Origin of the sequence: Rhodoferax sp., from assembly GCF_028688795.1 — a bacterium.
In the GTDB taxonomy this organism is placed as follows: domain Bacteria; phylum Pseudomonadota; class Gammaproteobacteria; order Burkholderiales; family Burkholderiaceae_C; genus Rhodoferax.
This window is the reverse complement of the sequence record NZ_JAQTXM010000002.1, coordinates 240,224-264,907: the sequence shown is the minus strand read 5'-3', so window position 1 is coordinate 264,907 and position 24,684 is coordinate 240,224. Positions and strand designations below refer to the sequence as shown.

24 protein-coding genes are annotated in these 24,684 nt (G+C 54.5%); 15 read left to right on the top strand and 9 right to left on the bottom strand.

Annotation, left to right across the window (positions count from 1 at the left end; genetic code table 11):
- The first annotated feature begins 23 nt into the window (after positions 1-23).
- The 3 genes from PHQ58_RS02920 to PHQ58_RS02910 all read left to right on the top strand — a co-directional run bounded on the left by PHQ58_RS02920 (position 24) and on the right by PHQ58_RS02910 (position 1,122).
- Positions 24-245 (top strand): hypothetical protein, encoded by a 222-nt coding sequence (locus PHQ58_RS02920; protein WP_300106613.1) that lies wholly within the window; start codon positions 24-26, stop codon positions 243-245.
- 299 nt (positions 246-544) lie between these two features.
- Positions 545-796, top strand: coding sequence for a type II toxin-antitoxin system ParD family antitoxin (locus tag PHQ58_RS02915; protein WP_300106610.1), 252 nt, complete (start codon positions 545-547; stop codon positions 794-796).
- Positions 793-1,122, top strand: coding sequence for a type II toxin-antitoxin system RelE/ParE family toxin (locus PHQ58_RS02910; protein WP_300106607.1), 330 nt, complete (start codon positions 793-795; stop codon positions 1,120-1,122). Before PHQ58_RS02915 ends, PHQ58_RS02910 begins: the two co-directional genes overlap by 4 nt.
- A 201-nt stretch (positions 1,123-1,323) precedes the next feature.
- On the opposite strand, the gene PHQ58_RS02905 is transcribed toward PHQ58_RS02910, so the two are convergent.
- Entirely contained in the window at positions 1,324-1,563 is a 240-nt protein-coding gene (locus tag PHQ58_RS02905; protein ID WP_300106718.1) for a hypothetical protein, read from the bottom strand.
- An 823-nt stretch (positions 1,564-2,386) separates the two neighbouring features.
- Between PHQ58_RS02905 and PHQ58_RS02900 the strand changes: the two genes are divergently transcribed.
- The gene (locus tag PHQ58_RS02900; RefSeq protein WP_300106604.1) at positions 2,387-3,169 is read left to right on the top strand and encodes an FkbM family methyltransferase; all 783 of its coding nucleotides are present in this window, start codon (positions 2,387-2,389) and stop codon (positions 3,167-3,169) included.
- A gap of 186 nt (positions 3,170-3,355) precedes the next feature.
- Here the strand turns inward: PHQ58_RS02900 and PHQ58_RS02895 are convergent, their stop codons facing one another.
- The 3 genes from PHQ58_RS02895 to PHQ58_RS02885 form a co-directional block, all read right to left on the bottom strand.
- A complete protein-coding gene (locus tag PHQ58_RS02895; RefSeq protein WP_300106601.1) occupies positions 3,356-3,706 on the bottom strand; it encodes a DUF2703 domain-containing protein in 351 nt (116 codons plus the stop codon).
- Positions 3,707-4,180: 474 nt separating this feature from the next.
- The gene (locus tag PHQ58_RS02890; protein ID WP_300106598.1) at positions 4,181-5,395 is read right to left on the bottom strand and encodes an ImmA/IrrE family metallo-endopeptidase; all 1,215 of its coding nucleotides are present in this window, start codon (positions 5,393-5,395) and stop codon (positions 4,181-4,183) included.
- 42 nt (positions 5,396-5,437) lie between these two features.
- A complete protein-coding gene (locus tag PHQ58_RS02885) occupies positions 5,438-5,722 on the bottom strand; it encodes a type II toxin-antitoxin system HigB family toxin (RefSeq protein WP_300106595.1) in 285 nt (94 codons plus the stop codon).
- A 306-nt stretch (positions 5,723-6,028) separates the two neighbouring features.
- On the opposite strand from PHQ58_RS02885, the gene PHQ58_RS02880 reads away from it, so the two are divergent.
- From PHQ58_RS02880 to dnaQ, 11 genes are all read left to right on the top strand, one after another.
- A complete protein-coding gene (locus tag PHQ58_RS02880; protein WP_300106715.1) occupies positions 6,029-6,307 on the top strand; it encodes a type II toxin-antitoxin system RelE/ParE family toxin in 279 nt (92 codons plus the stop codon).
- A complete protein-coding gene (locus PHQ58_RS02875; RefSeq protein WP_300106592.1) occupies positions 6,304-6,591 on the top strand; it encodes a Fis family transcriptional regulator in 288 nt (95 codons plus the stop codon). The genes PHQ58_RS02880 and PHQ58_RS02875 overlap by 4 nt, the downstream gene beginning before the upstream one ends.
- A 167-nt stretch (positions 6,592-6,758) precedes the next feature.
- The gene (gene uvrB / locus PHQ58_RS02870; RefSeq protein ID WP_300106589.1) at positions 6,759-8,885 is read left to right on the top strand and encodes an excinuclease ABC subunit UvrB; all 2,127 of its coding nucleotides are present in this window, start codon (positions 6,759-6,761) and stop codon (positions 8,883-8,885) included.
- A 181-nt stretch (positions 8,886-9,066) separates the two neighbouring features.
- A complete protein-coding gene (locus PHQ58_RS02865) occupies positions 9,067-9,603 on the top strand; it encodes a Fe-S cluster assembly transcription factor (protein ID WP_300106586.1) in 537 nt (178 codons plus the stop codon).
- Positions 9,604-9,634: 31 nt separating this feature from the next.
- Positions 9,635-10,855, top strand: a complete 1,221-nt coding sequence (locus tag PHQ58_RS02860) for an IscS subfamily cysteine desulfurase (protein ID WP_300106583.1) — start codon at positions 9,635-9,637, stop codon at positions 10,853-10,855.
- Between the two features lie 21 nt (positions 10,856-10,876).
- The gene (iscU, locus tag PHQ58_RS02855; RefSeq protein ID WP_300106580.1) at positions 10,877-11,275 is read left to right on the top strand and encodes a Fe-S cluster assembly scaffold IscU; all 399 of its coding nucleotides are present in this window, start codon (positions 10,877-10,879) and stop codon (positions 11,273-11,275) included.
- A 65-nt stretch (positions 11,276-11,340) separates the two neighbouring features.
- Complete coding sequence (iscA, locus tag PHQ58_RS02850; RefSeq protein WP_300106577.1) at positions 11,341-11,664, top strand: iron-sulfur cluster assembly protein IscA; 324 nt, start codon at positions 11,341-11,343, stop codon at positions 11,662-11,664.
- On the top strand, positions 11,661-12,179 hold the full coding sequence (hscB, locus tag PHQ58_RS02845; RefSeq protein ID WP_300106574.1) for a Fe-S protein assembly co-chaperone HscB: 519 nt from the start codon (positions 11,661-11,663) through the stop codon (positions 12,177-12,179). The genes iscA and hscB overlap by 4 nt, the downstream gene beginning before the upstream one ends.
- Before the next feature lie 128 nt (positions 12,180-12,307).
- On the top strand, positions 12,308-14,173 hold the full coding sequence (gene hscA / locus PHQ58_RS02840; RefSeq protein WP_300106571.1) for a Fe-S protein assembly chaperone HscA: 1,866 nt from the start codon (positions 12,308-12,310) through the stop codon (positions 14,171-14,173).
- A gap of 67 nt (positions 14,174-14,240) precedes the next feature.
- Complete coding sequence (gene fdx / locus PHQ58_RS02835; RefSeq protein ID WP_300106568.1) at positions 14,241-14,579, top strand: ISC system 2Fe-2S type ferredoxin; 339 nt, start codon at positions 14,241-14,243, stop codon at positions 14,577-14,579.
- Positions 14,580-14,620: 41 nt separating this feature from the next.
- On the top strand, positions 14,621-15,340 hold the full coding sequence (gene dnaQ / locus PHQ58_RS02830) for a DNA polymerase III subunit epsilon (protein ID WP_300106565.1): 720 nt from the start codon (positions 14,621-14,623) through the stop codon (positions 15,338-15,340).
- Between the two features lie 523 nt (positions 15,341-15,863).
- Here the strand turns inward: dnaQ and PHQ58_RS02825 are convergent.
- The 5 genes from PHQ58_RS02825 to PHQ58_RS02805 form a co-directional block, all read right to left on the bottom strand.
- Positions 15,864-17,501, bottom strand: coding sequence for a bifunctional diguanylate cyclase/phosphodiesterase (locus PHQ58_RS02825; RefSeq protein ID WP_300106563.1), 1,638 nt, complete (start codon positions 17,499-17,501; stop codon positions 15,864-15,866).
- Between the two features lie 14 nt (positions 17,502-17,515).
- Positions 17,516-18,343 carry an alpha/beta hydrolase gene (locus tag PHQ58_RS02820; RefSeq protein WP_300106560.1) on the bottom strand — a complete coding sequence of 276 codons (828 nt, stop codon included), beginning with the start codon at positions 18,341-18,343 and terminating at the stop codon, positions 17,516-17,518.
- 96 nt (positions 18,344-18,439) lie between these two features.
- The gene (locus PHQ58_RS02815; RefSeq protein ID WP_300106557.1) at positions 18,440-18,709 is read right to left on the bottom strand and encodes a response regulator; all 270 of its coding nucleotides are present in this window, start codon (positions 18,707-18,709) and stop codon (positions 18,440-18,442) included.
- A 41-nt stretch (positions 18,710-18,750) separates the two neighbouring features.
- Positions 18,751-19,767 (bottom strand): HD domain-containing phosphohydrolase, encoded by a 1,017-nt coding sequence (locus PHQ58_RS02810; RefSeq protein ID WP_300106554.1) that lies wholly within the window; start codon positions 19,765-19,767, stop codon positions 18,751-18,753.
- A 3-nt stretch (positions 19,768-19,770) separates the two neighbouring features.
- Positions 19,771-24,102 carry a response regulator gene (locus PHQ58_RS02805; RefSeq protein WP_300106551.1) on the bottom strand — a complete coding sequence of 1,444 codons (4,332 nt, stop codon included), beginning with the start codon at positions 24,100-24,102 and terminating at the stop codon, positions 19,771-19,773.
- Positions 24,103-24,684: the final 582 nt, after the last annotated feature.

Genomic DNA, 24,684 nt, shown 5'->3' with positions numbered 1-24,684 from the left:
CTTTCACAACCACGACATATCGCATGCCAGTCGGTACGAGAGACGCATTTCATGCCATCAGCAAACACAAACTCGCGGAATGGGTCAGTGTTTTGCTGGCCAAGCAGGAACTGGTCGGTGCCATGGCTGAAGGGTCCAAGTTGGTCAAGTGGCTCGACGTGCCAAACGGACCCGTGGCGGGCGGCGATGCCGTGTTCATCAAAGGGCACTTGAGCCAGTCCAGACCCGGACAGCGGGATGCTTAATGATCTGCCCGACCTGCCTCAATCGTTCCCGGCTTCCCGGTTCCCGCCGGGAACGATTGGGTTCCCGGGAACGATTGCAGCCAGTGTTTATGCGGATTCAATCGTTCCCGGTGGGCATCGTTCCCGAAACGCTGTCGGGAACGATCAAACCCAATGAATACGCCACTTTCCCGGTTCCCGGCCTTTCCTCTCTAAAGAGAGGGTGAGCATCGGGAATGCTCACTCCCTCGTACCCATTGGTGGCTTTGGGAAGGCACATCAATCTTGCCAAATTTTGCCAAGACCTCTAAACTGTGGGCATGAGTACCATGAACATCTCTTTGCCAGACACCCTGAAGTCCTTTGTTGATGAGCAGGTTAGCCAGGGCTCGTATGGAACCAGCAGTGAATACCTGCGCGAACTAATCCGTAAAGACAAAGATCGGCTGCACTTGCGCAGTCTGCTGGTGGCTGGTGCCGCCTCTGCGCCTGCAGGCGTGGCCGATACAGCGTATTTTGATGGCCTACGCGCGCGTGTTCGCAAAGCCACCGCAGTGGGCACGCACGGTTGAAAGTCAAGCCTGTTGTCGCACGCGAGCTGGCCCATCACGATATCGACGAGATCATTGCCTACTATCTGGGCGAGTCTGCCGAGCAAGCCGCCTATGGCTTCATTGATGCACTGGAGGATGCCTACGCCCACATTGGTCGCCATCCTGCGACCGGTTCACCGCGTTATGCACACGAATTGAACCTGCCCGGTCTGCGCTTTTGGCCTCTGACACGCTATCCGCACCTCGTGTTTTACGTCGAACGAGCAGACCATATTGATGTTTGGCGGGTGCTGCATGGCACGCGGGACATTCCGCAGTGGATGGCTACGGTTGATGACATCTGATTTTCATACCAGGTAAAAGGGGTCCTTCCTGACGAAGAACCTATGCGGGGGAGACCAGCGCACGCGTTGCCCACAGTCAGAGTGCAAACCAAGGTTTGCAGGGGTTTGCACCAAGGCTGGTTTGCACCTTGGGCAGCAAAAGGGGGGGGAATTCAATTCACACCCTTTGCCGACGCGGCGGGCGGGTCATGCGGAGATAAGTCAGCAGATTTGCCGCACTTCCTGCGGCGAATGATGTGCTGGCGAAGAAAAAGGGTGTCCGCGCAATGGACACCCTTGTGGCAGTGATCCCGCCTTGAAAGCCGCCTCCAGGGCATCGCGCACGCTCCAGACTGCGACATCGTGGAAGTCAAGGCGGTCTGAGTGGCGTGTTTCCAGGGTGTCGATAAAAAGGTGCTTTTGGGCGATCAAAGCAAAAATCTGGTCGATGGTGGTGGTCATGTCAATCTCCGGTGGGTGTGCTGCGATGCCTCTAGTAAGACGCTGGTTGCTTGAGAAGCCAAGTCCATTTCGATCATTTATTGATGCTTTTAAAGCTGCAAATTTGCACGAGTAATGAGCGCGCAACCTTAAGCAAATTTGCAGTCGGTTCACAGAGGTGCAAATTTGCATGTCTGGCATCCAACGGCACTTTCGGCAAATTTGCCGGAAGTCGGACTCTTGATAACCTCTTTCGTCTGCCTTGTCCGTCAAACCAGCCAAAATGGCATCCAAATTTTCCGTGCGCTCGGTCAACACCAGCACTTTGCGACCTTGATCGAACGCCACCTTGATCTCGTGGCAAATGGCCGTAGTGCGATCCTGATCGGTGACAAGGTTGCGTATTTCAGCGATCGTGGACGTCTGTTTCAACGTGATCGTGGACGGCGTTTCAAGCTGATCGTGGACGCGCAGGGATGCGCGCAAGCGAGGAAATAATGTATCTCAAAGCGCAGTGCTGATCATCGCCAGACACCGTTCGCGAAGCGGGGCTTTGGTTTTTGAATTCTGGAATTGGAATTTTTATTTATCAGGCCCCTGCCAGGGCTGCCGGCAGGCCCCCCCGGTTGTGCACACAAGCGAACATTTGGCCATGGCCACCCAACGCGCAGAACGACTAGCGGCGCGATTTTCAGCGCGCACTGATCCCGAGCCATTCACCGCAATTGTTGAACTAGTAAAGCTACTGACCACGCTTCGCGGCTGAATGCATCGACCAGTATCACGTTCAGAACGTAAAATTGCGTCCGATCGATACCAGAAATAATGAAGAAAGCCTAGCTCAGTGACTACACCTTACAGCGGGCGACCAGCCCACAATTTACCCCAGCACATAATGCGGGATGAGGCTATTGAGAAGAAGCTAATTCGGCATTACTTCGGCAATAAGCGAGGTGGTGTGTTTGTAGAAGTCGGCGCTAACGACCCAACGTCACCAGAGTCGCAGTCATACCATTTGGAAACAGAGTTAGGGTGGAGAGGGTTACTAATTGAGCCAATTCCGTACCTTGCTGAATTGGCCCGCCGTGAACGCCCTAACGCAGTGGTGTGCGAGTGTGCTTGTACATCACCCAAAAAAGTAGGTTCATTGGAATTGTTGATTCCCAAAGTTGGTGCCGAGTTAATGACAGGTCATGCTAGCTTAGAGGCCAACATTGATGAACACAACTACCAAGAATTTGAGAAAGTCAGTGTTGAAGCCATCACTCTCAGTGACCTCTGTGCAAGGCATAATATTCGCAACATAGACCTTCTGTCAATTGACGTGGAAGGAGCTGAACTGGATGTTCTCTTGGGGGCAGATTTGCAGAATATGCAGCCCAAGCTAATCCTATTAGAGGACAAGCATCTGTATCTTTTTAAGCATCGGTTCCTTGTAAAGGCTGGCTATGTTTTGGCTCAACGCCACAACAGGAACTGCTGGTACGTTAAAAAGGGTGAGCCACTACCGCAGGTGACGCTCTCTCAAAAATTTAAACTTTGGAAGCGTATGTACGTGAGCATTTGGGTCAAGAAGATAGCTTATGCCATTCGACATCGCACGTTCAAACCATTCCTAACCTTTTAGCGTGACCTAAGTATTGAAATGCAAAGTCTGCGTTCAGTCTTGAGCCGCCCTTCAATGAAGCGCACCGGATGACCGGCGATGGCACATGACGGGTACTCACTGGTCAACTGTCGCACCGGGGCGCAGCACCGGCTGTCCACAGGATCGCCCTGTGGACAGGACAGTTGTCCACGGCGGGCGGGTTCATCACACGGCGCTGGCACTGGTAAGGCGCGAGGCAGCGGCAAGCAGTGCGGCTTTGAGTATCAGTTGCTCTGGAATGGTCTCGAATGTTTCTTTTCCAATTTCCAAGGTTCGGCACTCCGCGCCGCCACAGGCAGAGTAACAGGTGCTTTTCCCAACGCTTGCGTTAAGCCATTCTTCCAACGAGCGCCCACCAATCCAAATGCGGTTGGACTCTGAAGGCATCCCCTTGAAGGCGTCAGGTTCAATCTCCCGCGTTTCCAGAATAGGCTCAATGCCAAGCGGTCGAAGCGCTTCTTGAAGCTTTGGGACAGCCTTAAATGATGGCGTCTTGTGTGCCGCCACAGCGTTCACATGTATTTCCCTCGGGAGTCACGAGTCGTTGCCAAAGGATTTGCAGTATTTTCATTGTCGTCGCCCCTTCCTTGTCGTCATTTTTCCGCCATCAGGAAATCCATCTGATCGCGGCAAATCAAAAATCCACTCAAAGCTAAGAGAGTTGACCAGCCTGATATTGATAAATATCAGAATATTGACCAACTCCTTTGCCATCTCACGGTGTCCGACTACCCATTTACTTGTATTTTGGTGACGCGAACCTCCGCAGTCCTGAAGTGTTAGTCGCACTTCAGGGCCTTTTTCTTTGTCATTCGCCGGTTCCGCGCTTAAGCCCGGTGCGCTGCGAAAACGCTCACTTATCACCAACTCAGTCCTGTCCCCTGTTCCACGGCACGGAGTTCAATTCCGTCTTGGTAGGTTGATTTTACATCTATCCCAAAATAGGAACAAGGCATATAGCCTATTTCCCGAAATTCATCTCAATGCGATTTATGCGGCGAAAGTCTGGCTGACCTGTCCTGTCTTGCCGATAAGGTGCGATAGCAGGCGGAAGTTCTTCTCTTCATGTCGAAGGCGACCAGCCACGATGGCGGGATGTACGCCGATCTCATCGGCATACGCGATGACATCCTCAGATGCGAGTGTTTGTCGGACTTTGGCTGCGCTCCAACTTTTGTTGGGAATTAATGCCTCCTGTGCCATTGCGTCTGCCTCACCTTCCACTGTTTGCAGGTTGGTGCGATCCAGATCGTCAATGAATACGGGAGTTTCAGGCTTTAGGTGCTTGGAAACGTGAGCCAACTCATGCAACAGCGCAAACCAGAAGTTGTCTACTCGGTCATGCCGCAGGGTCAGTGCAACGATCGGACGATCGTTGTCTAGCATCGCGGCACCATCAAGGAATGTACGCTTGAAATGCTTTTCGATAACGAGAGTGATGCCGTGACGGGCAAGGTGCTCCTTGGCAAGCTTTGGGCCTTCGTCAAAAGCGGACAGCTTAGCCAGTTCACGCAACCACTCCGGAGTGATGGTTCCATGCTTGTATTCCCGCGTTGAAATTACCTCCCTGGCCTTGCGCAAAACACACATGCGCCAAGCCAAGATGGCCATTTCATCGGCTTGACGATCGCCACGCTGATGCAGGGGGGCACGCAGAAAAGCGGGTTCCATGCGTTTGGGCAGAAGATCTTGCATGAACTTTCTGACCAAATCCTCGGCGTAGTCCTTAAGTCTTTGAACGTTTCCTTCAAAGTCGCCGAAGCATCCCCGCTCAAGCATTTCTTTGATTGGGAAGCGCGTGAAATCCATCTCAGGCTCTTGATCGACCAATGAGCTGTCGGTTTCGACATCTTCGATCAGAATGTCCGCAGGGATACCCAGGCCTTGGTTCAATCTACGAATCATGGGCAGGGACAGCGGCCGTTTGCGCGATAACACCTCAGAGACCTTGGAAATTGAACCGATGTAGGGAATCAGTTCCTTACGGGTGAGCTGCATCTGGTCCATGCGGAAAAGGATCGACTCGATTGGGTCGGCCTTTACATGAGGAACTGTTTGACGCTCGAAGTCCTGTATGACCAATGCCAGCAATTCGAGTTCGTTTTCTTCCTTGGAGTTGGGCTTTGGATCAAGCGACATGAGTTCAGACAAGCGCGCCATGTTTGCCTCGTAGTCCTTCGCGCTTTTAATGATCTTTACATTCATTGTCATCTCCATTTATTGCTAGCGCACATCACTTAGATCTGTCTAAAACTTCTTTTTGCTGTACTCGGAGTGAGTCCCAACCCATTCAACTACCACCAGTCCGTTTTGATATCTGACCTTGACAACAAGCCGATATGAATTGCCCTTTATGTCAAAGATGACCCGGTTGTCGGCCAGGAAATCTGCACTTCTGTACCTCTTCTTGATGTCATGTGACGCTTGCCAGGTCTCGCGCTCGACGTCTGTTTGCCACGCATCCAGCTGGCCTCGAGAGGTTGCATGATTTTTTTTGAACGCCTCGAGGATGGGCAAACCCAGAATTCGCATGAAGGAACAGTGTGTGCATAGTCAGTCTCGCATTATATTTCCCAAAAAGGGAAAAATCAAGACTAACAAGAAAAGATTGTGGGAAATGAGCTTAGCCTAGGATCAGAAGCCCGCGTACATCGTGATCAGAATGATGCATCAAGCATTTCCAAGTGGCGTTCGAAGTAGGAACACCATAAAGCAACTGCAAATCAGATTTGAAAACGTACCAAAGTTGATACACTAGACCATGGAAAAAAAGTCCCACCAACTTTAGGCGCACGGTTTTTCAAGACGGATGCCGGTGGCGAGCCGGTTCGTGATTGGCTGAAGGATCTGCCCGTCGTTGAGCGAAAGACTATTGGCGAAGACATTAAAACCGTTCAGTTCGGTTGGCCTTTGGGCATGCCGTTGGTGGCGCATCTCGAAAGTGGCATCTGGGAAGTCCGCACGAGGTTAAGCAATCGAATTGCACGAGTGCTGTTTGTTCTTGATGGGGACGTGATGGTTTTATTGCATGGTTTCATAAAGAAGGAGCAGAAGACTCCCAAACCGGAACTGGATTTGGCAAAAGAACTCCTCAAACTGTTGAAGAGGAAAAAATGAAAAATCAAAACATCGGTAGCGATTTCGATGACTTCCTTGCGGATGAGGGCATGCTGGAAGAGGTGACTGCCGTGGCGGTTAAGAGGGTGATTGCCTGGCAGATTGAGCAGGAGATGTCGGCTCAAAAGATCACCAAGACCGCGATGGCGAAGAAGATGCGTACCAGTCGCGCCTCGCTCAACCGTTTGCTGGACGAAAACGATACCAGCCTTACTTTGACAACCTTGGCGGGTGCGGCAGCGGCTCTTGGTCAACGCATCAAACTTGAGTTAACGCCAGTCTGACGGTTGCCACGATGTGAAACGGACAATCTACAAAAGCGGGGACAAGTGCCGTAAACTTGCCTCACGGCTTTGGAGATCGGAATTGAACCCGCGTCCGCACTCCACCACCACACACAAAAAGCCCAACTGATTTCAGTTGGGCTTTTCTTTTTGGAAATCCTCAATTTATGCCCGCACCCATCCCGATCGCGCTCGCCACGTCCGACGACACCGCGCACATCCGCACTGGCCAGTTTGTTAGCTTTCTGGATTCGCCCTTCGAGTTGTACCAGCCGTACCCTCCGGCGGGTGATCAGCCTGAGGCCATCAACCAGTTGGTGGAAGGCATCAACGATGGCGAGGTGTTTCAGACTTTGCTGGGTGTCACCGGCTCAGGCAAAACCTTCACCATGGCGAATGTGATTGCGCGGCTGGGGCGGCCTGCCATTGTCTTTGCGCCCAATAAGACGCTGGCGGCGCAGTTGTACAGTGAATTCCGCGAGTTTTTTCCGAAAAACGCGGTGGAGTATTTTGTCAGCTACTACGACTACTACCAGCCCGAGGCGTATGTGCCGCAACGTGATCTGTTCATTGAAAAAGATTCCGCCATCAACGAACACATCGAGCAAATGCGCTTGAGCTGTACCAAAAGTGTGCTGGAGCGGCGCGATGTGGTGATCGTCGCTACGGTGTCGGCCATCTACGGCATTGGCCAGCCCGAGGCGTACCACAAGATGGTGATGACCCTGCGCGCCGGCGACAAAATGGGTCAGCGCGACATGATTGCCCAGCTGGTGCGCATGCAATACCAGCGCAATGACGTCGATTTTTCACGCGGTGCGTTTCGGGTGCGGGGTGACACCATCGACATCTTTCCGGCTGAACATTCCGAGATGGCGATTCGTGTCGAGCTGTTTGACGACGAGATCGAGAGCCTGCAGCTGTTTGACCCGCTCACCGGGCGCATCCGGCAAAAGATTCCGCGTTTTACCGTGTACCCAAGCAGCCATTACGTCACGCCTAGAGAGCAAGTGCTGTCTGCGGTGGAGGCTATCAAAATTGAACTGAGCGACCGCGTGAAAGAGTTTGTCGGCCAGGGCAAGCTGGTGGAAGCCCAGCGCCTTGAGCAGCGCACCCGCTTTGATCTGGAAATGCTCAGCGAAGTGGGGCACTGCAAGGGCATTGAAAACTACTCGCGCCACCTGGCTGGCTCGGCGCCCGGCGCGCCTCCGGCCACGCTCACCGACTATTTACCCAAAGACGCGGTGATGTTTCTGGACGAGTCCCATGTGCTGATTGGCCAGTTTGGCGGCATGTACAACGGCGACCGCTCGCGCAAGACCACGCTGGTGGACTACGGCTTTCGGCTGCCCAGTGCGTTGGACAACCGGCCGCTCAAGTTTGAAGAATTCGAGACCAAGATGCGCCAGGCCGTGTTTGTCTCGGCCACGCCGGGCCAGTGGGAAAAAGACCATACCGGCCAGGTGGTAGAGCAACTGGTTCGCCCCACCGGTCTGGTCGACCCGGAAGTGGAAGTGCGCCCGGCCACCACTCAGGTTGATGACGTGCTGCAAGAAATTCGTATTCGTGTCGAAAAACACGAGCGTGTGCTGATCACCACCCTGACCAAGCGCATGGCTGAGCAGTTGACAGACTATTTAAGTGACAACGGCGTCAAGGTGCGTTACCTGCACAGCGACATCGACACTGTGGAGCGGGTCGAAATCTTGCGCGACCTGCGCCTAGGCACCTTTGATGTGCTTGTGGGGATCAACTTGTTAAGAGAAGGCCTGGACATTCCGGAGGTTTCGCTGGTGGCGATTCTGGATGCCGACAAGGAGGGCTTTTTGCGATCTGAGCGCAGCCTGATTCAAACCATTGGCCGCGCTGCCCGAAATCTGGAGGGCAGAGCGATTTTGTATGCCGACAAGATCACCGAGTCAATGAAAAAAGCCATTGGTGAAACCCAGCGTCGGCGCGTCAAGCAGGTGGCGCACAACCTGGCGCACGGCATCACGCCGCGTTCCATTGTCAAAGAAGTGCGTGACTTGATTGATGGCGTATACAGCGAAAAGGCCGGTAAAGAGGCAGAGAAGCTGGAACGCGATGCGATGCAGCGCGCGCAAGTCGAAGACATGAGCGAGAAAGACATCTCACGTGAAATCAAACGCCTGGAAAAACTCATGATGGAACACGCCCGCAACTTGGAGTTTGAAAAGGCCGCCCGGGTGCGTGACCAGCTGGGCATTTTGAAGGAGCAAGCCTTCGGTGCGGCTGGCACCGACAACGTGGTTTCACTGGTAGCCGGCAAATAACCTTAAAAAAATACTGACCAGTCTACTTACCCGACTAAAACGCTCTGGTGTTGGGTATACTTGACCACGTTAGTCGGCTTCAGCCCTTTGATCCACCCCTTAAATGCGGGCCTTTACCGGTTGAATTTGCCTGCTACCCAAGGTGCCGAGTTGTTTGTTTACTTGATCTCAGGAGTTTGCCATGCGTCTTACTACCAAAGGCCGTTTTGCGGTCACCGCGATGATTGATTTGGGTTTGCGCCAATCGGCTGGCCCCGTCACGCTGGCGGCCATCAGCCAGCGTCAGCAAATTTCCCTGTCTTACCTGGAGCAGCTGTTTGGCAAGCTGCGCCGCAACGCCCTGGTCGAATCGACCCGTGGCCCAGGTGGCGGCTACACCCTGGCGCGTTCGCCTGCCGACATCACGGTGGCAGAAATCATCACCTCGGTAGATGAGCCGCTTGATGCCACGCAGTGTGGTGGCAAGGAGAACTGCCTGGGTGAAGGTGCCCGCTGCATGACACACGAGTTGTGGGCGTCACTGAATGTGAAGATGGTGGAGTTTCTGGACTCGGTCAGTCTGCAAAAACTGGTAGACGACCAGTTGGCCAAGGGCTTCCAGATGGAAGAAAAACCCACGCTCAAACGCGCCATTTCCAGCATGCCGGTCATGAAACCGATCCGCATCAACGCACCTAACTCAGTGTTTGCCCTGGGTGCCAGCTACGCCAAGATGTAAATCACACCTCAATTCATCAAGAGATACAAACATGGACAGCACCCCACACTTTCCCATTTACATGGACTACAGCGCTACCAACCCTTGCGACCAGCGGGTGGTGGATGCCATGATTCCGTGGCTTAGAAGCCATTTTGGCAACCCGGCGTCCCGCAGCCATGCTTGGGGCTGGGAGGCCGAAGCCGCTGTTGAAAAAGCCCGCGAGCAAGTGGCTGAACTGATTGGCGCCGACCCACGCGAAATCGTCTGGACATCGGGTGCGACCGAGTCCAACAACCTGGCTTTGAAGGGCGCCGCGCACTTTTACCAAAGCAAGGGCAAGCACATCATCACCGTCAAGACCGAGCATAAAGCAGTGCTTGACACTTGCCGTGAGCTGGAGCGCCAAGGCTTTGAGGTGACTTACCTTGACGTGCAGGCCGATGGCCTGGTGAATTTGGATGCCTTCAAAGCGGCCATTCGCCCTGACACCATTTTGGCCAGCGTGATGTATGTCAACAATGAAATCGGTGTCATTCAAGACATCACTGCCATTGGCAATATTTGCCGCGCGCATGGGGTGGTGTTTCATGTGGACGCTGCGCAAGCCACTGGCCGTGTAGCATTTGACATCAGCAAAATGCCGGTGGACTTGATGAGCTTGACGGCCCACAAAACCTATGGCCCCAAGGGCGTGGGTGCACTGTTTGTGCGCCGCAAACCGCGTATTCGCCTGGAAGCCCAGATGCACGGTGGTGGCCACGAGCGCGGCATGCGATCTGGCACGTTGCCCACACACCAGATCGTCGGCATGGGCGAGGCCTACCGCATTGCCAAAGAAGAAATGGCCGATGAATTGGTCAAGATACAGGCGCTGCACGACCGCATGATTGCAGGCCTGGAAGGCATTGAGCAGGTCTTCATCAATGGTCACTTGACGCAACGCGTGCCGCACAACCTGAACATCAGCTTCAACTATGTCGAGGGCGAGTCCTTGATCATGGGCATCAAGGGCTTGGCGGTAAGTAGCGGCTCGGCCTGCACCTCGGCCAGTTTGGAACCCAGCTATGTGCTGCGTGCCCTGGGCCGTAGCGACGAACTTGCCCACAGCAGCCTTCGCATGACGATTGGCCGCTGGACCACCGAAGAAGAAATTGATTACGCCGTGGGCACCATCAAGGAAAACGTGGCCCGCTTGCGAGAACTCAGTCCGCTGTGGGATATGTACAAAGAAGGTATTGACATCTCCACGATCCAGTGGGCGGCACATTAATTTAACCCAAGGAGAAGCACCATGGCATATTCTGAAAAAGTGGTAGACCACTACGAAAATCCCCGCAATGTGGGCTCGTTCGACAAGGGAGACGACTCGGTTGGCACCGGCATGGTCGGTGCACCAGCTTGTGGCGATGTGATGAAGCTGCAAATCAAGGTCAACCCCGAAACCGGCGTGATTGAAGACGCACGGTTCAAGACCTATGGCTGCGGATCGGCCATTGCCTCCAGCTCGCTGGTGACCGAATGGGTCAAGGGCAAGACGCTGGACCAAGCGGCGGCGCTTAAAAATAGCGAGATTGCTGAAGAACTGGCCTTGCCTCCTGTCAAAATCCATTGTTCGATTTTGGCGGAAGATGCCATTAAAGCTGCGGTCAACGACTACCGTCAAAAACACGCCGAAGCTCAAACTCACTAAAAACGCCAGACCGTCAGCGCTGCAAGGTGCATGGCGGACTGTCACCGACCTGGATTGTTAACAAAATGGCTGTGACGCTGACTGAAGCCGCTGCCCGGCACATCACCCGCTACCTGACCAAACGTGGTCAAGGTGTGGGCGTGCGCCTGGGTGTCAAAACCACCGGGTGTTCCGGCATGGCCTACAAGCTGGAATATGTCGATGAGATTCCCCCGGAAGACATGGTGTTTGAAGGCCACGGCGTGAAGGTGCTTGTGGACCCCAAAAGTTTTGCCTACCTGGACGGCACAGAGCTGGATTTTGTGCGTGAAGGTCTCAACGAAGGCTTCAAGTTCAATAACCCCAAAGAGCGTGACCGCTGCGGCTGCGGCGAGTCGTTTCGGGTGTGAATTTACAGTCGGATGATTTCGAGCTGTTTGGGCTGGAGCAGCGCTTCGCCCAAGACAGGGCAGTGCTTGACGCGCGCTGGAAAGATCTGCAGCGCCAGGCGCACCCCGATAAGTTCACGGCCCAGGGCGCGGCAGCCCAACGCATTGCCATGCAGTGGTCGGTGCGCATCAATGAGGCCTACCAGCGCCTGAAAAACCCGCTCAAGCGCGCCGCTTATTTGTGTGAATTGCACGGTGCACCGGTGAATGCCGAAAACAACACGGCCATGCCGGGTGCGTTTTTGATGCAGCAAATGGAATGGCGTGAAGAACTTGACGATGCCCAAACCGCTGAAGATTTAGAGAAAATCAGCCTGCAGTGCAGACTTGCTGAGCGTGAGGTGCTGCAAAAAATAGAGCAGCTGCTGGACCTGTTGCAAGATTACCCAGCGGCTGTGGCACAGGTCAGGGCGCTGATGTTCATTGAACGCTTTGCTGCCGATGTTGATGCCCGGCTGGACCAGCTTGAGGCTTGAGTGAGTCAAAAATTGCGACCAGCCAATGCTTGAAGTCACATGCCTGACCTGACGTTCGCCGTTGTCATGGCCTCCCCGGCCCGTGCCTAGAGTTGCAACATTCGCAATCCATATTTTCAAAATTGATCATGGCCTTACTTCAAATTTCCGAACCCGGGCAAACGCCCAACCCGCATGAACGGCGCATAGCCATAGGCATTGATCTGGGCACGACACATTCGCTGGTGGCGTCTGTGCGTCATGGTGTGGCTGAATGTTTGCCGGACGCTAAAGGCCAAGTGATCTTGCCCTCGGTGGTGCGCTACCTGGCAGACGGTGGGCGCCAGATTGGCGGGGACGCGGTTGTCAGTGGTGTGGGTGACCCGGAAAACACCATTGCATCGGTCAAACGTTTCATGGGCCGCAGCCTGAAAGACGTGGCGCTGGCCGCCAAGCTGCCCTACCATTTTGTGGATCACCCAGGCATGTTGGGCATCCAGACGGTGCAGGGCGAAAAGTCGCCAGTCGAGGTGAGCGCCGACATTCTGGCGACCCTGCGTTACCGCGCTGAAGACACTTTCAATGATGACTTGTATGGTGCCGTGATCACTGTGCCAGCCTATTTTGACGATGCCCAGCGCCAAGCCACCAAAGATGCGGCACAGCTGGCCGGCCTGAACGTGCTGCGCCTGATCAACGAACCCACCGCCGCAGCCATTGCCTACGGGCTGGACAACGCGGCTGAAGGCGTTTATGCGATTTACGACCTGGGTGGCGGCACCTTTGACATCTCTATCCTGCGCCTGACGCAAGGCGTGTTTGAGGTGGTGGCCACCGGTGGTGACTCGGCCCTGGGTGGCGATGATTACGATCACGCCTTGGCCGACTGGGTGCTGGCGAAGACCGGCGCCGGGTCCATGGACAGCGCCAGCCCGACCGACAAAGCCGCCCTCAAAGCTGTTGCAAGGAACTGCAAGGAATGTTTATCTGCTACTGATTGTGTAGCTTTTGACGCAATGAATACGGGGGCTAGAGTCACATTTGACGTGAAATGTTCTGATTTCGAGTCAGCCACCAGCGCGCTGACTGCTCGTACCCTGAATGCGGTGTGCAAGGCGCTGCGAGATGCCAAGCTCACCGTGCAGGATGTCAAAGGCGTGGTGATGGTGGGTGGCTCCACCCGCATGCCGCAAATCCAGCAGGCGGTGGGCGAGTTTTTTGGTCAGGCCCCGCTGAACAACCTGAACCCCGATGAAGTGGTGGCGCTGGGCGCCGCCATTCAGGCAAATCAATTGGCCGGTAACAACCCCGGGGGTGAGTTGCTTCTGCTGGACGTGATTCCACTCTCCTTGGGCATCGAGACCATGGGCGGCCTGGTGGAGCGCATTGTGTTGCGCAACGAGACCATTCCAACAGCCAAGGCTCAAGACTTCACCACCTACATTGATGGCCAGACCGCGCTGGCGCTGCACGTGGTGCAAGGCGAGCGCGACCTGGTAGCCGATTGCCGCAGTCTCGCGCGGTTTGAGCTGCGCGGCATTCCGCCCATGGCCGCTGGTGCCGCACGTATTCGCGTCACCTTCACGGTCGATGCAGACGGCCTGTTAAGTGTGTCGGCACGTGAGCAGGGCAGTGGTGTCGAGGCGCAAATTGCCGTCAAACCTTCTTACGGCTTGGCCGATGACCAAATTGCCCGCATGCTGGCGGAAAGCTTCACCACGGCTGAGGCCGACATGCAGGCCCGCGCCGTGACCGAGGCACGGGTCGATGCCGATCGCATGATTTTGGCCACGGTCAGCGCCCTGAAGGCTGATGGTGATTTGTTGGATGACGCGCAGCGCGCCGATATTGACCGGCTGATGAAAGACGTGCACGCAGCCCGCACCCTGGAAGACGCCAAAGCCATCGAGGCCATCACGCTGGCGCTTGCCAAAGGCACCGAGGCCTTTGCGGCAATGCGCATGAACCGAGGCATTCAAAAAGCCCTGGCTGGCAAAAACATCGCAACAATATAAAAACTTTGTGGGTCAGACCACCTTGCGCAGCAAACGTGCTCTGACCCCAACTCATTAGCCAATCACCATGCCCATCATCAAAATTTTGCCCCACGCTGAATACTGCCCGCAGGGTGCCGAGCTGTCTGTCCCCGCCGGAACGTCCATTTGTGAAGCCTTGCTGGAAAATCACATCAACATCGAGCACGCCTGCGAGATGAGTTGCGCCTGCACCACCTGCCACGTGATCGTGCGTGAAGGTTTTGAGTCTTTGGCGCCCTCGGACGAAAACGAAGACGATTTGCTTGACCAGGCCTGGGGCCTGCAGCCCAACTCGCGCCTGAGTTGTCAGGCCATTCTGGCGAAAAAAGACCTGGTGATTGAGATACCCAAATACTCCATCAACCACGCCAAAGAAAATCATTGAAACTTTGCGGGACAGATATGTAGCTCTGTCCTCAACTGACCATGCGCCAAATATTTTTAGACACCGAAACCACAGGCCTGTCGGCCGACAACGGCGACCGCATTGTTGAAATTGGCTGTGTGGAGATGCTGCACCGCAAGCTCACCGGCAACAATCGGCATTTTTATGTGAATCCCGGGCGTGACAGCCATGAGGAGGCGCTCAAGGTGCACGGCATCACCACAGAGTTCTTGAAGGACAAGCCCAAGTTTTCGCAAGTTGCGCAAGACCTGATGGACTACCTGAAAGACGCGCATGTGGTCATTCACAACGCGCCGTTTGATCTGGGTTTTCTGAACATGGAACTGGCGCAGCTGGGCCAGCCACCGGTGAAAAATGTGGTGGCCAGCGTGACCGACACACTGGTCATGGCCAAGGAGATGTTTCCAGGCAAACGCAACTCGCTTGATGCCTTGTGCGACCGCCTTGAAGTCGACAACTCGGGCCGCACGCTGCACGGCGCGCTCTTGGACGCAGAATTGCTGGCCGATGTGTACATCAACCTCACGCGCGGGCAAGAAGCGCTGCTGATGGACGACGCCTCTGCGTTGGATGCCAGTGGCAACAAACCACCGGCCATGGATTTGAGTGGTTTTGTGCTATCGGTGATCCAGGCCAGCGCGCAAGAGGCCGTCGCCCATGAAGGTGTGCTGGCGCAAATCGACAAGGACAGCAAAGGCAAAACCGTCTGGCGCATGCTGGAGCCTGTTGCGGCCAGCTGATCCTGTTGAATGTCGACAGAGATGAATGCTCATCGCCAATAAGGTTTGGGTCAGGTTAAGACCCATACCCGACGCTCACCGGAACAGCATGAATCCCGTCGAAATGTGGAAAGCTGACTTCCAATTTCGCCGGAAGCAGTCGCTCATCGGCAGTGCAAAGAACTTGGAAACTGTCAACCAAACAAGGTTGCCAGTTTTCTTACCTGTCCGACTCTTGAGTAGCGTTTAGAGTCGTTCGCCACTGGCAGCTTTCGAGTAAGTCAATTGCGCGATTAATTCGGGGCGAGGTGAAGTCGCTGAGGGAGATCGCCAAGCGCGAAGGTGTCGACAACAGCTACACCAGCCGAATGGTGAATCTGACCACATTGGTACCGGATATTGTTCAGGCGTTTCTGGAATATGAGCAACTCGAAATCAGCAGATGCGGTTGATCGAAAAAGGCAGCTTTCAAGTAACCCGATCCATAGGTTCTTGAAGGTACTACGCAAGTTCATCGCATATCAACACATCACTATTGCGCAACTCAGCCGGAAAACCGGAAGGAATTCTTACCGGATTTCTTGGCAACATACATGGCATCGTCAGCCCGCTTGAGCAGATCAGTTGCCGACATTCCATCATTCTGAAAAGTTGCGATTCCAATGGATGTACCGACATGGACAGTCGTGCCATCAAGATTCATGGGGCCATTTACCACTTCGATCACACGCGAGGCCACCATGGCAATTTTTTCACAACTTTCCGGGTTGTCGAGCAAAATCAAAAACTCGTCACCACCCAGGCGCGCTACTGTGTCTAAGTTGCGAAGCAACCCTAAAAGCCGTGCTGAAACGGTCTTCAAGGCCAAATCACCGACTTCGTGACCATAAGTGTCATTGATGGATTTGAAGCCGTCTAAATCGAGAAACATCAATGCGATGTTTCTCGACTCACGGACCGTTTTGGCGATCAACTGACTGAGTCGCTCCATCAAGAGCGTGCGATTTGCCAACCCTGTGAGGCCATCGTGCAGCGCCATATGCTGCACAAGCTGTTCTTTGTCCCAGTGTTCAGTTATGTCGGCAATTACGCCGACATAGCGACTTACATCTCCGGCTTCGTTGCATATAGAAGAAATGCTGAGTCGCGCTAGAAAGATCGAACCGTCCTTTCGCTTACTCCAGACCTCACCCTTCCACAATTTGGTTGCCTGCAATTGCGCAAACATGTCGCCAAAGAAGGCTGCATCATGGCGGCCGGACTTCAGGATGCGTGCATTCACCCCAACTACCTCCATTGATGTGTAGCCCGTAAGCGCGGTAAATGCAGAGTTCACAGAAACAATCGTTGCGGCTGTATCAGTCACCATGATGCCTTCGGCCGTGGCCTCAAAGACACTGGCAGACAGTCGAATCGCTGCGTCAGCCTCCCTCAGGCCAGTGATGTCGGTCGCAAGCACAAAAAATCCTTGGACTTGACCATTCGGATCAATGTCAGGGATGTAATTGGTCAAGACGTATCCAACAGAACCATCCGGCCGTGCAATTGCGCGCTCGAATTCCTGACGCTCACCGGCCAACACGCCCTGTATATGGGCCAAGTTCTTCTCAAACAGACTAGCGCCTAACATTGTTGAAAGAGATAGGCCCACCATGTCCTGCGGTGTTCGTCCAAACCACTGCAGGAACGGTTTGTTTGCAAATTGACACTGCATCTGAAGGTCCCAGCGTGAAATCAAGCTGGGCAATGCATCTGCAACCGTTCGGATGAATTTGTCGCTTTTGGCAAGTTCAGCAGATATTGCCTCTGCCCTTTGCTTGGCTTCCAGCAACTCCTGCTCATACCGACTGCGCTCGACCGTCACAAAGAAGACCCAGGTGTAGCTGTCAGTCGTCTCAATAGTTGATCTTTGACAGTTCACGAACACTGGAACCCGGTTGCCCGTATCGCCCAAAACTTGCAGACGGATTTCACGGACTTGGCCTTCACGCAGCACCATGGGCCAAACATGGGTTTGCAGGAATATCCGGCTTGCGCCGGGAAACATGAGGTCCATCGGTTTCGAGAACCAGGTGTTTGTGACGCCCCCCACAAGTTGAAGCAAGCTCTGGTTGATCAATTGAACTACACCCGCCCGGTCCGTCACTAAAGCCGGGCAAGGCAGTTGGTCAAAAGTAGGCATGCCTATTCCAATCGCTAGGCAGGCATATCAATAAACTCGCGCATTGCTTCGACCACCAACTGTGGGTCGCTCATGTGAGCGCAGTGGCCATGCACTTCCAACACCTTGAGGGTGCTACCTGCCAAGTGTGTGTGGACGTATTCCCCGACGCTGATCGGGGCGAGCGAGTCTGCGCGATGCTGAAGAATCAGGCAGGGCATAGCAACCTTGGGCAGGTCCTTCCTGTTGTCTGAAAAAAACGTCGTGCGGGCAAAGACTTTTGCAACCATTGGATCGGTCGAACAAAAACTTTCTGAAAGCTCTTTGGTCACCAACCCTTGGCCATCTTGTGCTGATACGACCGGTGCAAGGTAGTTGGCCCAGCCAATGTAGTTTTGATCCATCAGGTCAAGTAGACCATCGAGGTCTTCTTTCTCAAAGCCGCCAACATATGATGGCGGATGATTGACGAAGCAGGGGTTGGCGCCCAACAGAACTAACTTGTCGAAGAGGCCAGGGCGGGCGATGGAAGCCAGTATGCCGACACTGCAACTGACCGAATGACCGACGAAGGTGACGCCACTCTTCAAATCCAAGGCATCGCAGATATCTAGAACGTCTTGCGCATAGCCAGTCAGGTTTGCATATTTGTCTGGATCAAACGCCGATATGTCGGACTTGCCGCTGCCCACGTAGTCGAATAGTACTTGTTGATGCGTAGAAGTGAAGGCTGGCGTCACACGATCCCACATGTTTTGGTTGCAGCCAAATCCATGGGCGTACAAAAGCACCGGACCAGCACCTGCGAGGACTTTGACGTTGTTTCTGGCAAGGATGTTTGGAATTTTTTCTTGATTCAGCATGGACCCCCCATCAATTGTGAAAGCCATTGTCGCCCAATCATGGGGCATTCACTTTGACGTGGAATGGCGCAACTAGCGGCATTGACCCCCCGCTGATCAGCACGACACCCCTCGGTAACTGCGTTTCGCCAACTCAGCCATGAATTCAATGCCATCCTTGTTTGGCATAAAGATGTCACAAATGAGAAAGTCAGGTGCTTGCGCCAGCGCGTCTAAAGCGCGCAGGCCATCTTTACCGTCCTGTGCGACTTGAATTCTGGTGAAACCCAGTTTGCCTAGCGTAAGACGAGCCAGATCCTGACTGTATTCATCGTCATCCACCACCAGAACCGTGGGCTGAGCATCTTGAATTTGTGTGGTTGTCACTTCAACATCCTCTAATTATTTTTTATGGTTCACCCATGGACTCAAATGACACTCACCGCCTCGCCCTGCGGCTTGTTGTCCGCATCGGCCCAACGACTCTGTATGCCAAGAATCTCTGGCAGGATTCGGGTGAACACCGCCACCAGTTCAGGGTCAAAGTGCTTGCCCGCATCGGTCTGGATGTGCGCCATGATTTTCTCGATGGGCCAAGCGTCCTTGTAAGGCCGCTTCATGCTGAGCGCATCAAACACATCGGCCAGCGCCACGATGCGGGCCGATTGCGGTATGTCATGGCCTCGCAACCCATCGGGGTAGCCACTGCCATCCCATTTTTCGTGATGGCGCAAAGACACCTCCGCCGCCAGTTGAAAAACTGGCGCCTGGCTTTTGCTCAAGATATCAAAGCCCACCTTTGGATGGGTGCGCATCACGACCCACTCCTGCGCATCGAGAGGCCCCGGTTTGCGCAAAATTGCTTGTGGCACCCCCAGCTTGCCGGTATCGTGCATGGGGGCGGCGAGTTCCAGTTGGTCACTGCGCTCAATGCTCCAGTCGCATGCCAGTGCCAGCGCACGTGCGTAGGCGGCCATGCGCCAGATGTGGGCACCGGTGTCGGTGTCGTTGTAATGTCCCGCATGTCCCAGCATCAAAATGGCGTCGCGGTAGCTTTGCGCCAATACCGTGGCTTGTACCCGCGCCAAATGGGCGCTCACTCTGGCGCGTACAAGCTGGGGCAACACTGGTTTGACGATGTAGTCCACGCCGCCAGCATCAAAACCAGCTGCTTCATGTGCAGCATCGTTGTAACTGGTGATAAAGATGACTTGCACAGCCTGCGTAGGGTCAATCTGCCGGATCTGTCGGCATAAGTCATAGCCATCGATGTCTGGTAAGCCAACATCCAGCAAAACCAACGCTGGTCGGTGTTTAGCCACCGCCGCCACAGCTTCAGCACCGTTGCGTGCAAATGCCAGCCGGTAACTGGCCTGCAAAATGCCATCCATGATGGCCAGGTTGGCTGGCTCGTCGTCCACGATCAATATTGTTTGTGTTCCCATGATTTACGTCCCTAAATCTGCTTTGTAATAGCTGGCAAGTTGCCTGGTCTGGGCTTCCGCGCCCCGAAAGTCGTAACCCAACACGCTGGCCCAAATAGCGGTCAACGCCTCAGGTGGCAAGTGGTGCGACATCACTGCCAGGCATTTTTTAACAGGCGTTGCATTGTCAGTATCAAGGGCTGCCAGTAGCAGGACCAGCAGTGGTTTGAGCGCTTGCTGCTGTTCAGAGGTCAAAGTCTGCAGGTCCTGCGTGGCAGTATTGGGCACTTCATTGGCATCGGTCGCAGGTGAAGCGTAACGATTAATCTCTGCAACTGTGGCCGCCAGAGATTCACTCAATAGAGTTAGTGTCAGCGCGGGGTCGTTTTGGGTACCCAACACTTGCTCCAGCGCTTGCGCTGCACTGCGTGTGTCGGGCAAGGCCAAGTTGGCAGCGACCCCAGAGAGTTTGTGCGCGAGGGAAGCAGCGCTTTCGCGCTCGCCCCGCGACAGGCAGGTCTGTATCTGCACGCCGACATCGCAGTAATCATTCGCAAAACGGCGCAGATAGGACTGATAGGTTTGGGTGTCGGTCCAAAGATTCAGCCCCTGCGCCACGTCCATAACCTGGACAGTGGCTGATGAATCAGCCCTAACTATTGGCGATGGTTGCGTGGCCTGCGCCAACTGTAACGGTCGGCAGAGCAGTTGAATCAATGCAATGGTGGATGGGATATCAAACGGCTTGCTGACAAAGTGCGTCATGCCCGCTGCCATCGCAGCGTCTTGCTGCGACTTGAAGGCTCCTGCCGTCAGCGCCACGATGGGCAGACCAGCGAATTTGGGCATGCGACGCAATCTGCGGGTTGTCTCCATGCCATCGAGCACCGGCATTTGCACATCCATCAACACAATGTCTACCTCGCCTGCATGCGCCAGCAGCCAGTCAATGGCCTGCTGGCCATCCTCTGCCAGCGTCACAACGGCACCTTCACCGACCAAAATGCGTCGCGCTACATCGCGGTTGATGTCGCTGTCGTCCACTACCAACACCCGCAGCCCTGCCAAACTGTCGCTGGTCGCTTGCATGGCAACCGGCAGAACCTTTGCCGTAGCGGCTCGCCGATTTTGGGTCTCCATCACCGCGTTGTACAAGCCAGATGAAGTCACTGGTTTATGCAGAATGGCATCGACCAGCGCTGCGCCTGGCTGAGCGGCTAGGCCGGTAAGTGAGTGGGCCGTGGCCATGATCACGATCGGGCATTCGTCCGGCGCCACGCCCTCGCGAATCAAACGCGCTGCGGCAAGCCCGTCCAGACCCGGCATTTGCCAGTCCAGCACCACCACATCGGGCAGCTGGCCCTGCTTGCACTCCCGCACATGTGCCAGGGCGGCAGCACCGCAGTCCACAGCGCTCACTTTCCAGCCCAAGCCCTTAGCCGTGTCTGCAATGGCCCGCAAGGCAATGTCGCTGTCGTCGGCAATCAGCACGCTGACAGCGATCATGTTGGCAGGTGAATAGTTCGGACCCTCCGCTTGTAGCAGTGGCACGGTAAACCAGAATTCACTGCCCTCGCCCGGCGTGCTAATGACGCCAATTTCACCGCCCATCAAACTCACCAGTTGACGGCAAATCGTTAGCCCCAGGCCAGTGCCGCCAAAGCGTCGGGTGGTTGACGTATCGGCCTGTGCAAAAGCTGAGAAGATGCCATTTTGCAGCTCGGGCGCAATACCAACTCCGGTGTCTTTTACACAAAAACGCAGGATGCTGAGTGTGTTAACACCGCTGAGAACCTCGGCGAGAACTTGAATGCTGCCGGTCTGCGTGAACTTCGCCGCATTGCTGATCAGGTTGATCAGCACCTGTTCCAGCCGCAAGGCGTCTCCCACTGTATTTGAAACCCCGATTGGCAGTGGTGAAATAACGAGCTCAATGTCTTTCTCGCCAACGGCCACGCCCAAAGCCACGGCCACGTTGTCCATCACATCACCCAACCGAAACGGGGCTTGCTCGATCATCATCTGACCGGCTTCGATTTTGGACATGTCCAGTATGTCGTTGATCAGGCTCAGCAGTGCACGCCCCGAGGCTCTGATATTGCGCACCATGCTGTGTGAATCATGGTCCAGTTTGGATTGCTCCAGCAAATAGGCCATGCCCAAAATGCCATTCAGTGGCGATCGGATTTCGTGGCTCATATTGGCTAAAAAATTGGTCTTGGCCAGATTCGCTGCATCTGCCAGTTTCCTGGCATGAATCAGAGCCAACTCGGCATCCTTGCGCTTGGAAATGTCTGTTACAAACACGATGAAACGTGGTGGCTCGTCTGCAACCTCTGGCAGGAAATAGAGCGTGAGATCGACGGGGATTGTGCGACCCTCTTTAGTTCGATTAGATGAGTCAAAGTGCGCCGTTCCTTGCTGGCGAAAGTCGCCCAACGCCTGAAGAAGCGACTCCTCCGGAAAATTCGGATCAATATCAGACACCCGCAGGCTAAGCATCTCCTCATCAGAATAACCTAGCATTTCTGCGGCGATCTTGTTGACCTGGATAAAGCGGCCTGAATCCGCATCCACCCAGTGGATGCCAATACCGACGCTGTCCATCGCGAATTGGGTCTCGGCCAGCTTGCGATTGACCGTCAAAAGGTCAGAAGTGCGCTCTTTCACGCGCTGTTCGAGGTCTGCATGGCTCTGGCGTAAATTCAACTCGCTTTCGCGTAGCAAATTTTCGTGACGCTTTCGCTCGGTGATATCTCTGGAGGTAACGACATACATGAGCAGTTCACCGGACTCGTCGAATATCGGCACCGAGCTGTCTTCCTTGCAAACAAATGTGCGGGTGTCTTTGCGTCGTACTTGAAGTTCAAGGTCGGTCACAAAATCACCGCGCAAGCCCCGGCGACTCGGCCACTGCTCAGGCGACATCACCTCGCCGTTGGGCTGCAGGATTTCAATCTGCGCCATCACCTCTGCAGGCGGTGTGCTGGGGTCAAACAGCCCGTGCATGCTTCGGCCAACGCGGTTGATGCGCAGAATCTTTCCGTGTTTGTCGAATACAAAAACAGCTTCAGCCAGGTTGTCAAAAATGCCCAACAACTCATTGCGGGCTTGCTTCACCCTTTGCTCAGCATTTTTGAGCGCTGTGAAATCTGCAGCTGCGCCCATCACCCTGGCTTCCAGTTCCTGATTGAGGTGGCTCAGTTCGCTCTTGGCCAGCAACAGTGCATTGCGCTCGCTTTGCAGTTGGGTTTGCTGACTGGACATGCTGTCGCTCAGTCGGTTGAAGCTGGTCAGCAGTCGGTGTACTTCGTTGTCACCGGTCTCCTCCACACGCTGCAGGGGTTCGCGGCCGCTGGACATGGCATCCATCTTGAGTCCCGCTTGCTGCAAGGGCCTTAGCATGCGCTGGGCAAAAAAGAAGGCGGCCAGAATGACCAACAGCGTTGCCAGTAACGCATCTCTTTTTAGCTCACCCACGGTGGTCCGAACGGGGGCGTAGGCAATGTCTGTGGGCAAGCCCAACGCCAGTGCCCAACCGGCGGAGACCACTGGAGCACTGGCATACAGCTTCTCTACGCCAGCGATGTTTTTTGCCACAAAGGCCTTACCGCTGCCGGCCATCAGTTGTTGCACCAAGGGGTTGTCTGGCAGTTGAGACATGACGCGGCTGCCGTCGGTGGACGCAATGAGGACGCGGTCGCGAGTCGATATCAGAAAGAACCCGTTGTTGCCCATGTATTGGGGTGCGGACAGACGCCCAAAAAAGTTAGTCGCCTGCATGTCTAAGTTGCCGCACAGCGCGCCATTGACTTGCCGATCGGCCCCCACTATGGGCACGCACATGCTGATTTGCATGACGTTCAGAAAGCGACCCATAAAGGGCTGGCTGACAGAGGACTTGCCGGTGGCGTAAACGCGCTGCAGATATTCACGATCCGCAAAGTTGCTACCCTTGCGCCCCGCCGCCACCGGATAGTCCCCCAGCGCCGTTCCCGAGCGGTCGTAAATGACGGTGCCGGCAGGAAACATCGGCTTTAGCGCGTACCTTTGGGACAGGTAATCGGTTGCATTTTGGGTACCGGTCAAATCTGCAAGGTCCATGCTGGCAGCAATTGCTTCAAGAATGGCCAACAGATTTTTGATTTTTTCATTGAGTTCATCGGCCTGCAACTTCGTGGCGGACACTTGCTGATCGCCGACAAAATGATGCTGCCGCTCCAGCATCGTCGCTGATGTAAGAAAAATACTGGTCCAAATGACCATCAGTGGCAGCAGCAGCATAAATGTGAGCTTGGCCTGGAAGGATTGGCCCAACATGCGCACCCGTTCGGACATCTGGCGTATGAAATTCATGGTTTCAGTCCAACACATTGACTTTTGACGTCAAGGTACAGGCCCATGCTTGATAAGCCACCCGTGGAACCCGGAGGGATATTTTCTTGAAGATTGATCACTAATCCAACTGGAATCTCTTGCACGCCAGAGTGCTTGGTCGAATAAATCTATCAAGCACAAATTGCAAGTAAGGCGGGTTCTTGGCCTATAAGGCCCGAAACCAGTGTCAAGGGTTAGCGGGAGATGTGGTTGATTCTATAAGCCAGCAGCGATGGTTGGCTGACTGCGTTTGCTTGCGGCCACTGCAATGGGGCGTACGAGAGGTTTTGTGCAAGTTGTTTTGATAGGAAACTGTCGACTTACATTGAGATGATCAATTATTTCTGGCCAAACAGATTGGGCAACCAGAAAGCTGCCATCAGGGAGCACCCGCATTTGGTCGATGGCTGGGGCCTACTTTGACAAAATGGTCGCCACAAAGACGCCGCCCCAACCCATCCCCTGCCACCATAACCGCCCCATTGGTGTCGGTCAACAGTCAATCAAAAGCAGCGGGTCAAAGGCTTCCAGTTGGGCCAGAAATTTCGTCAATTTGCATTC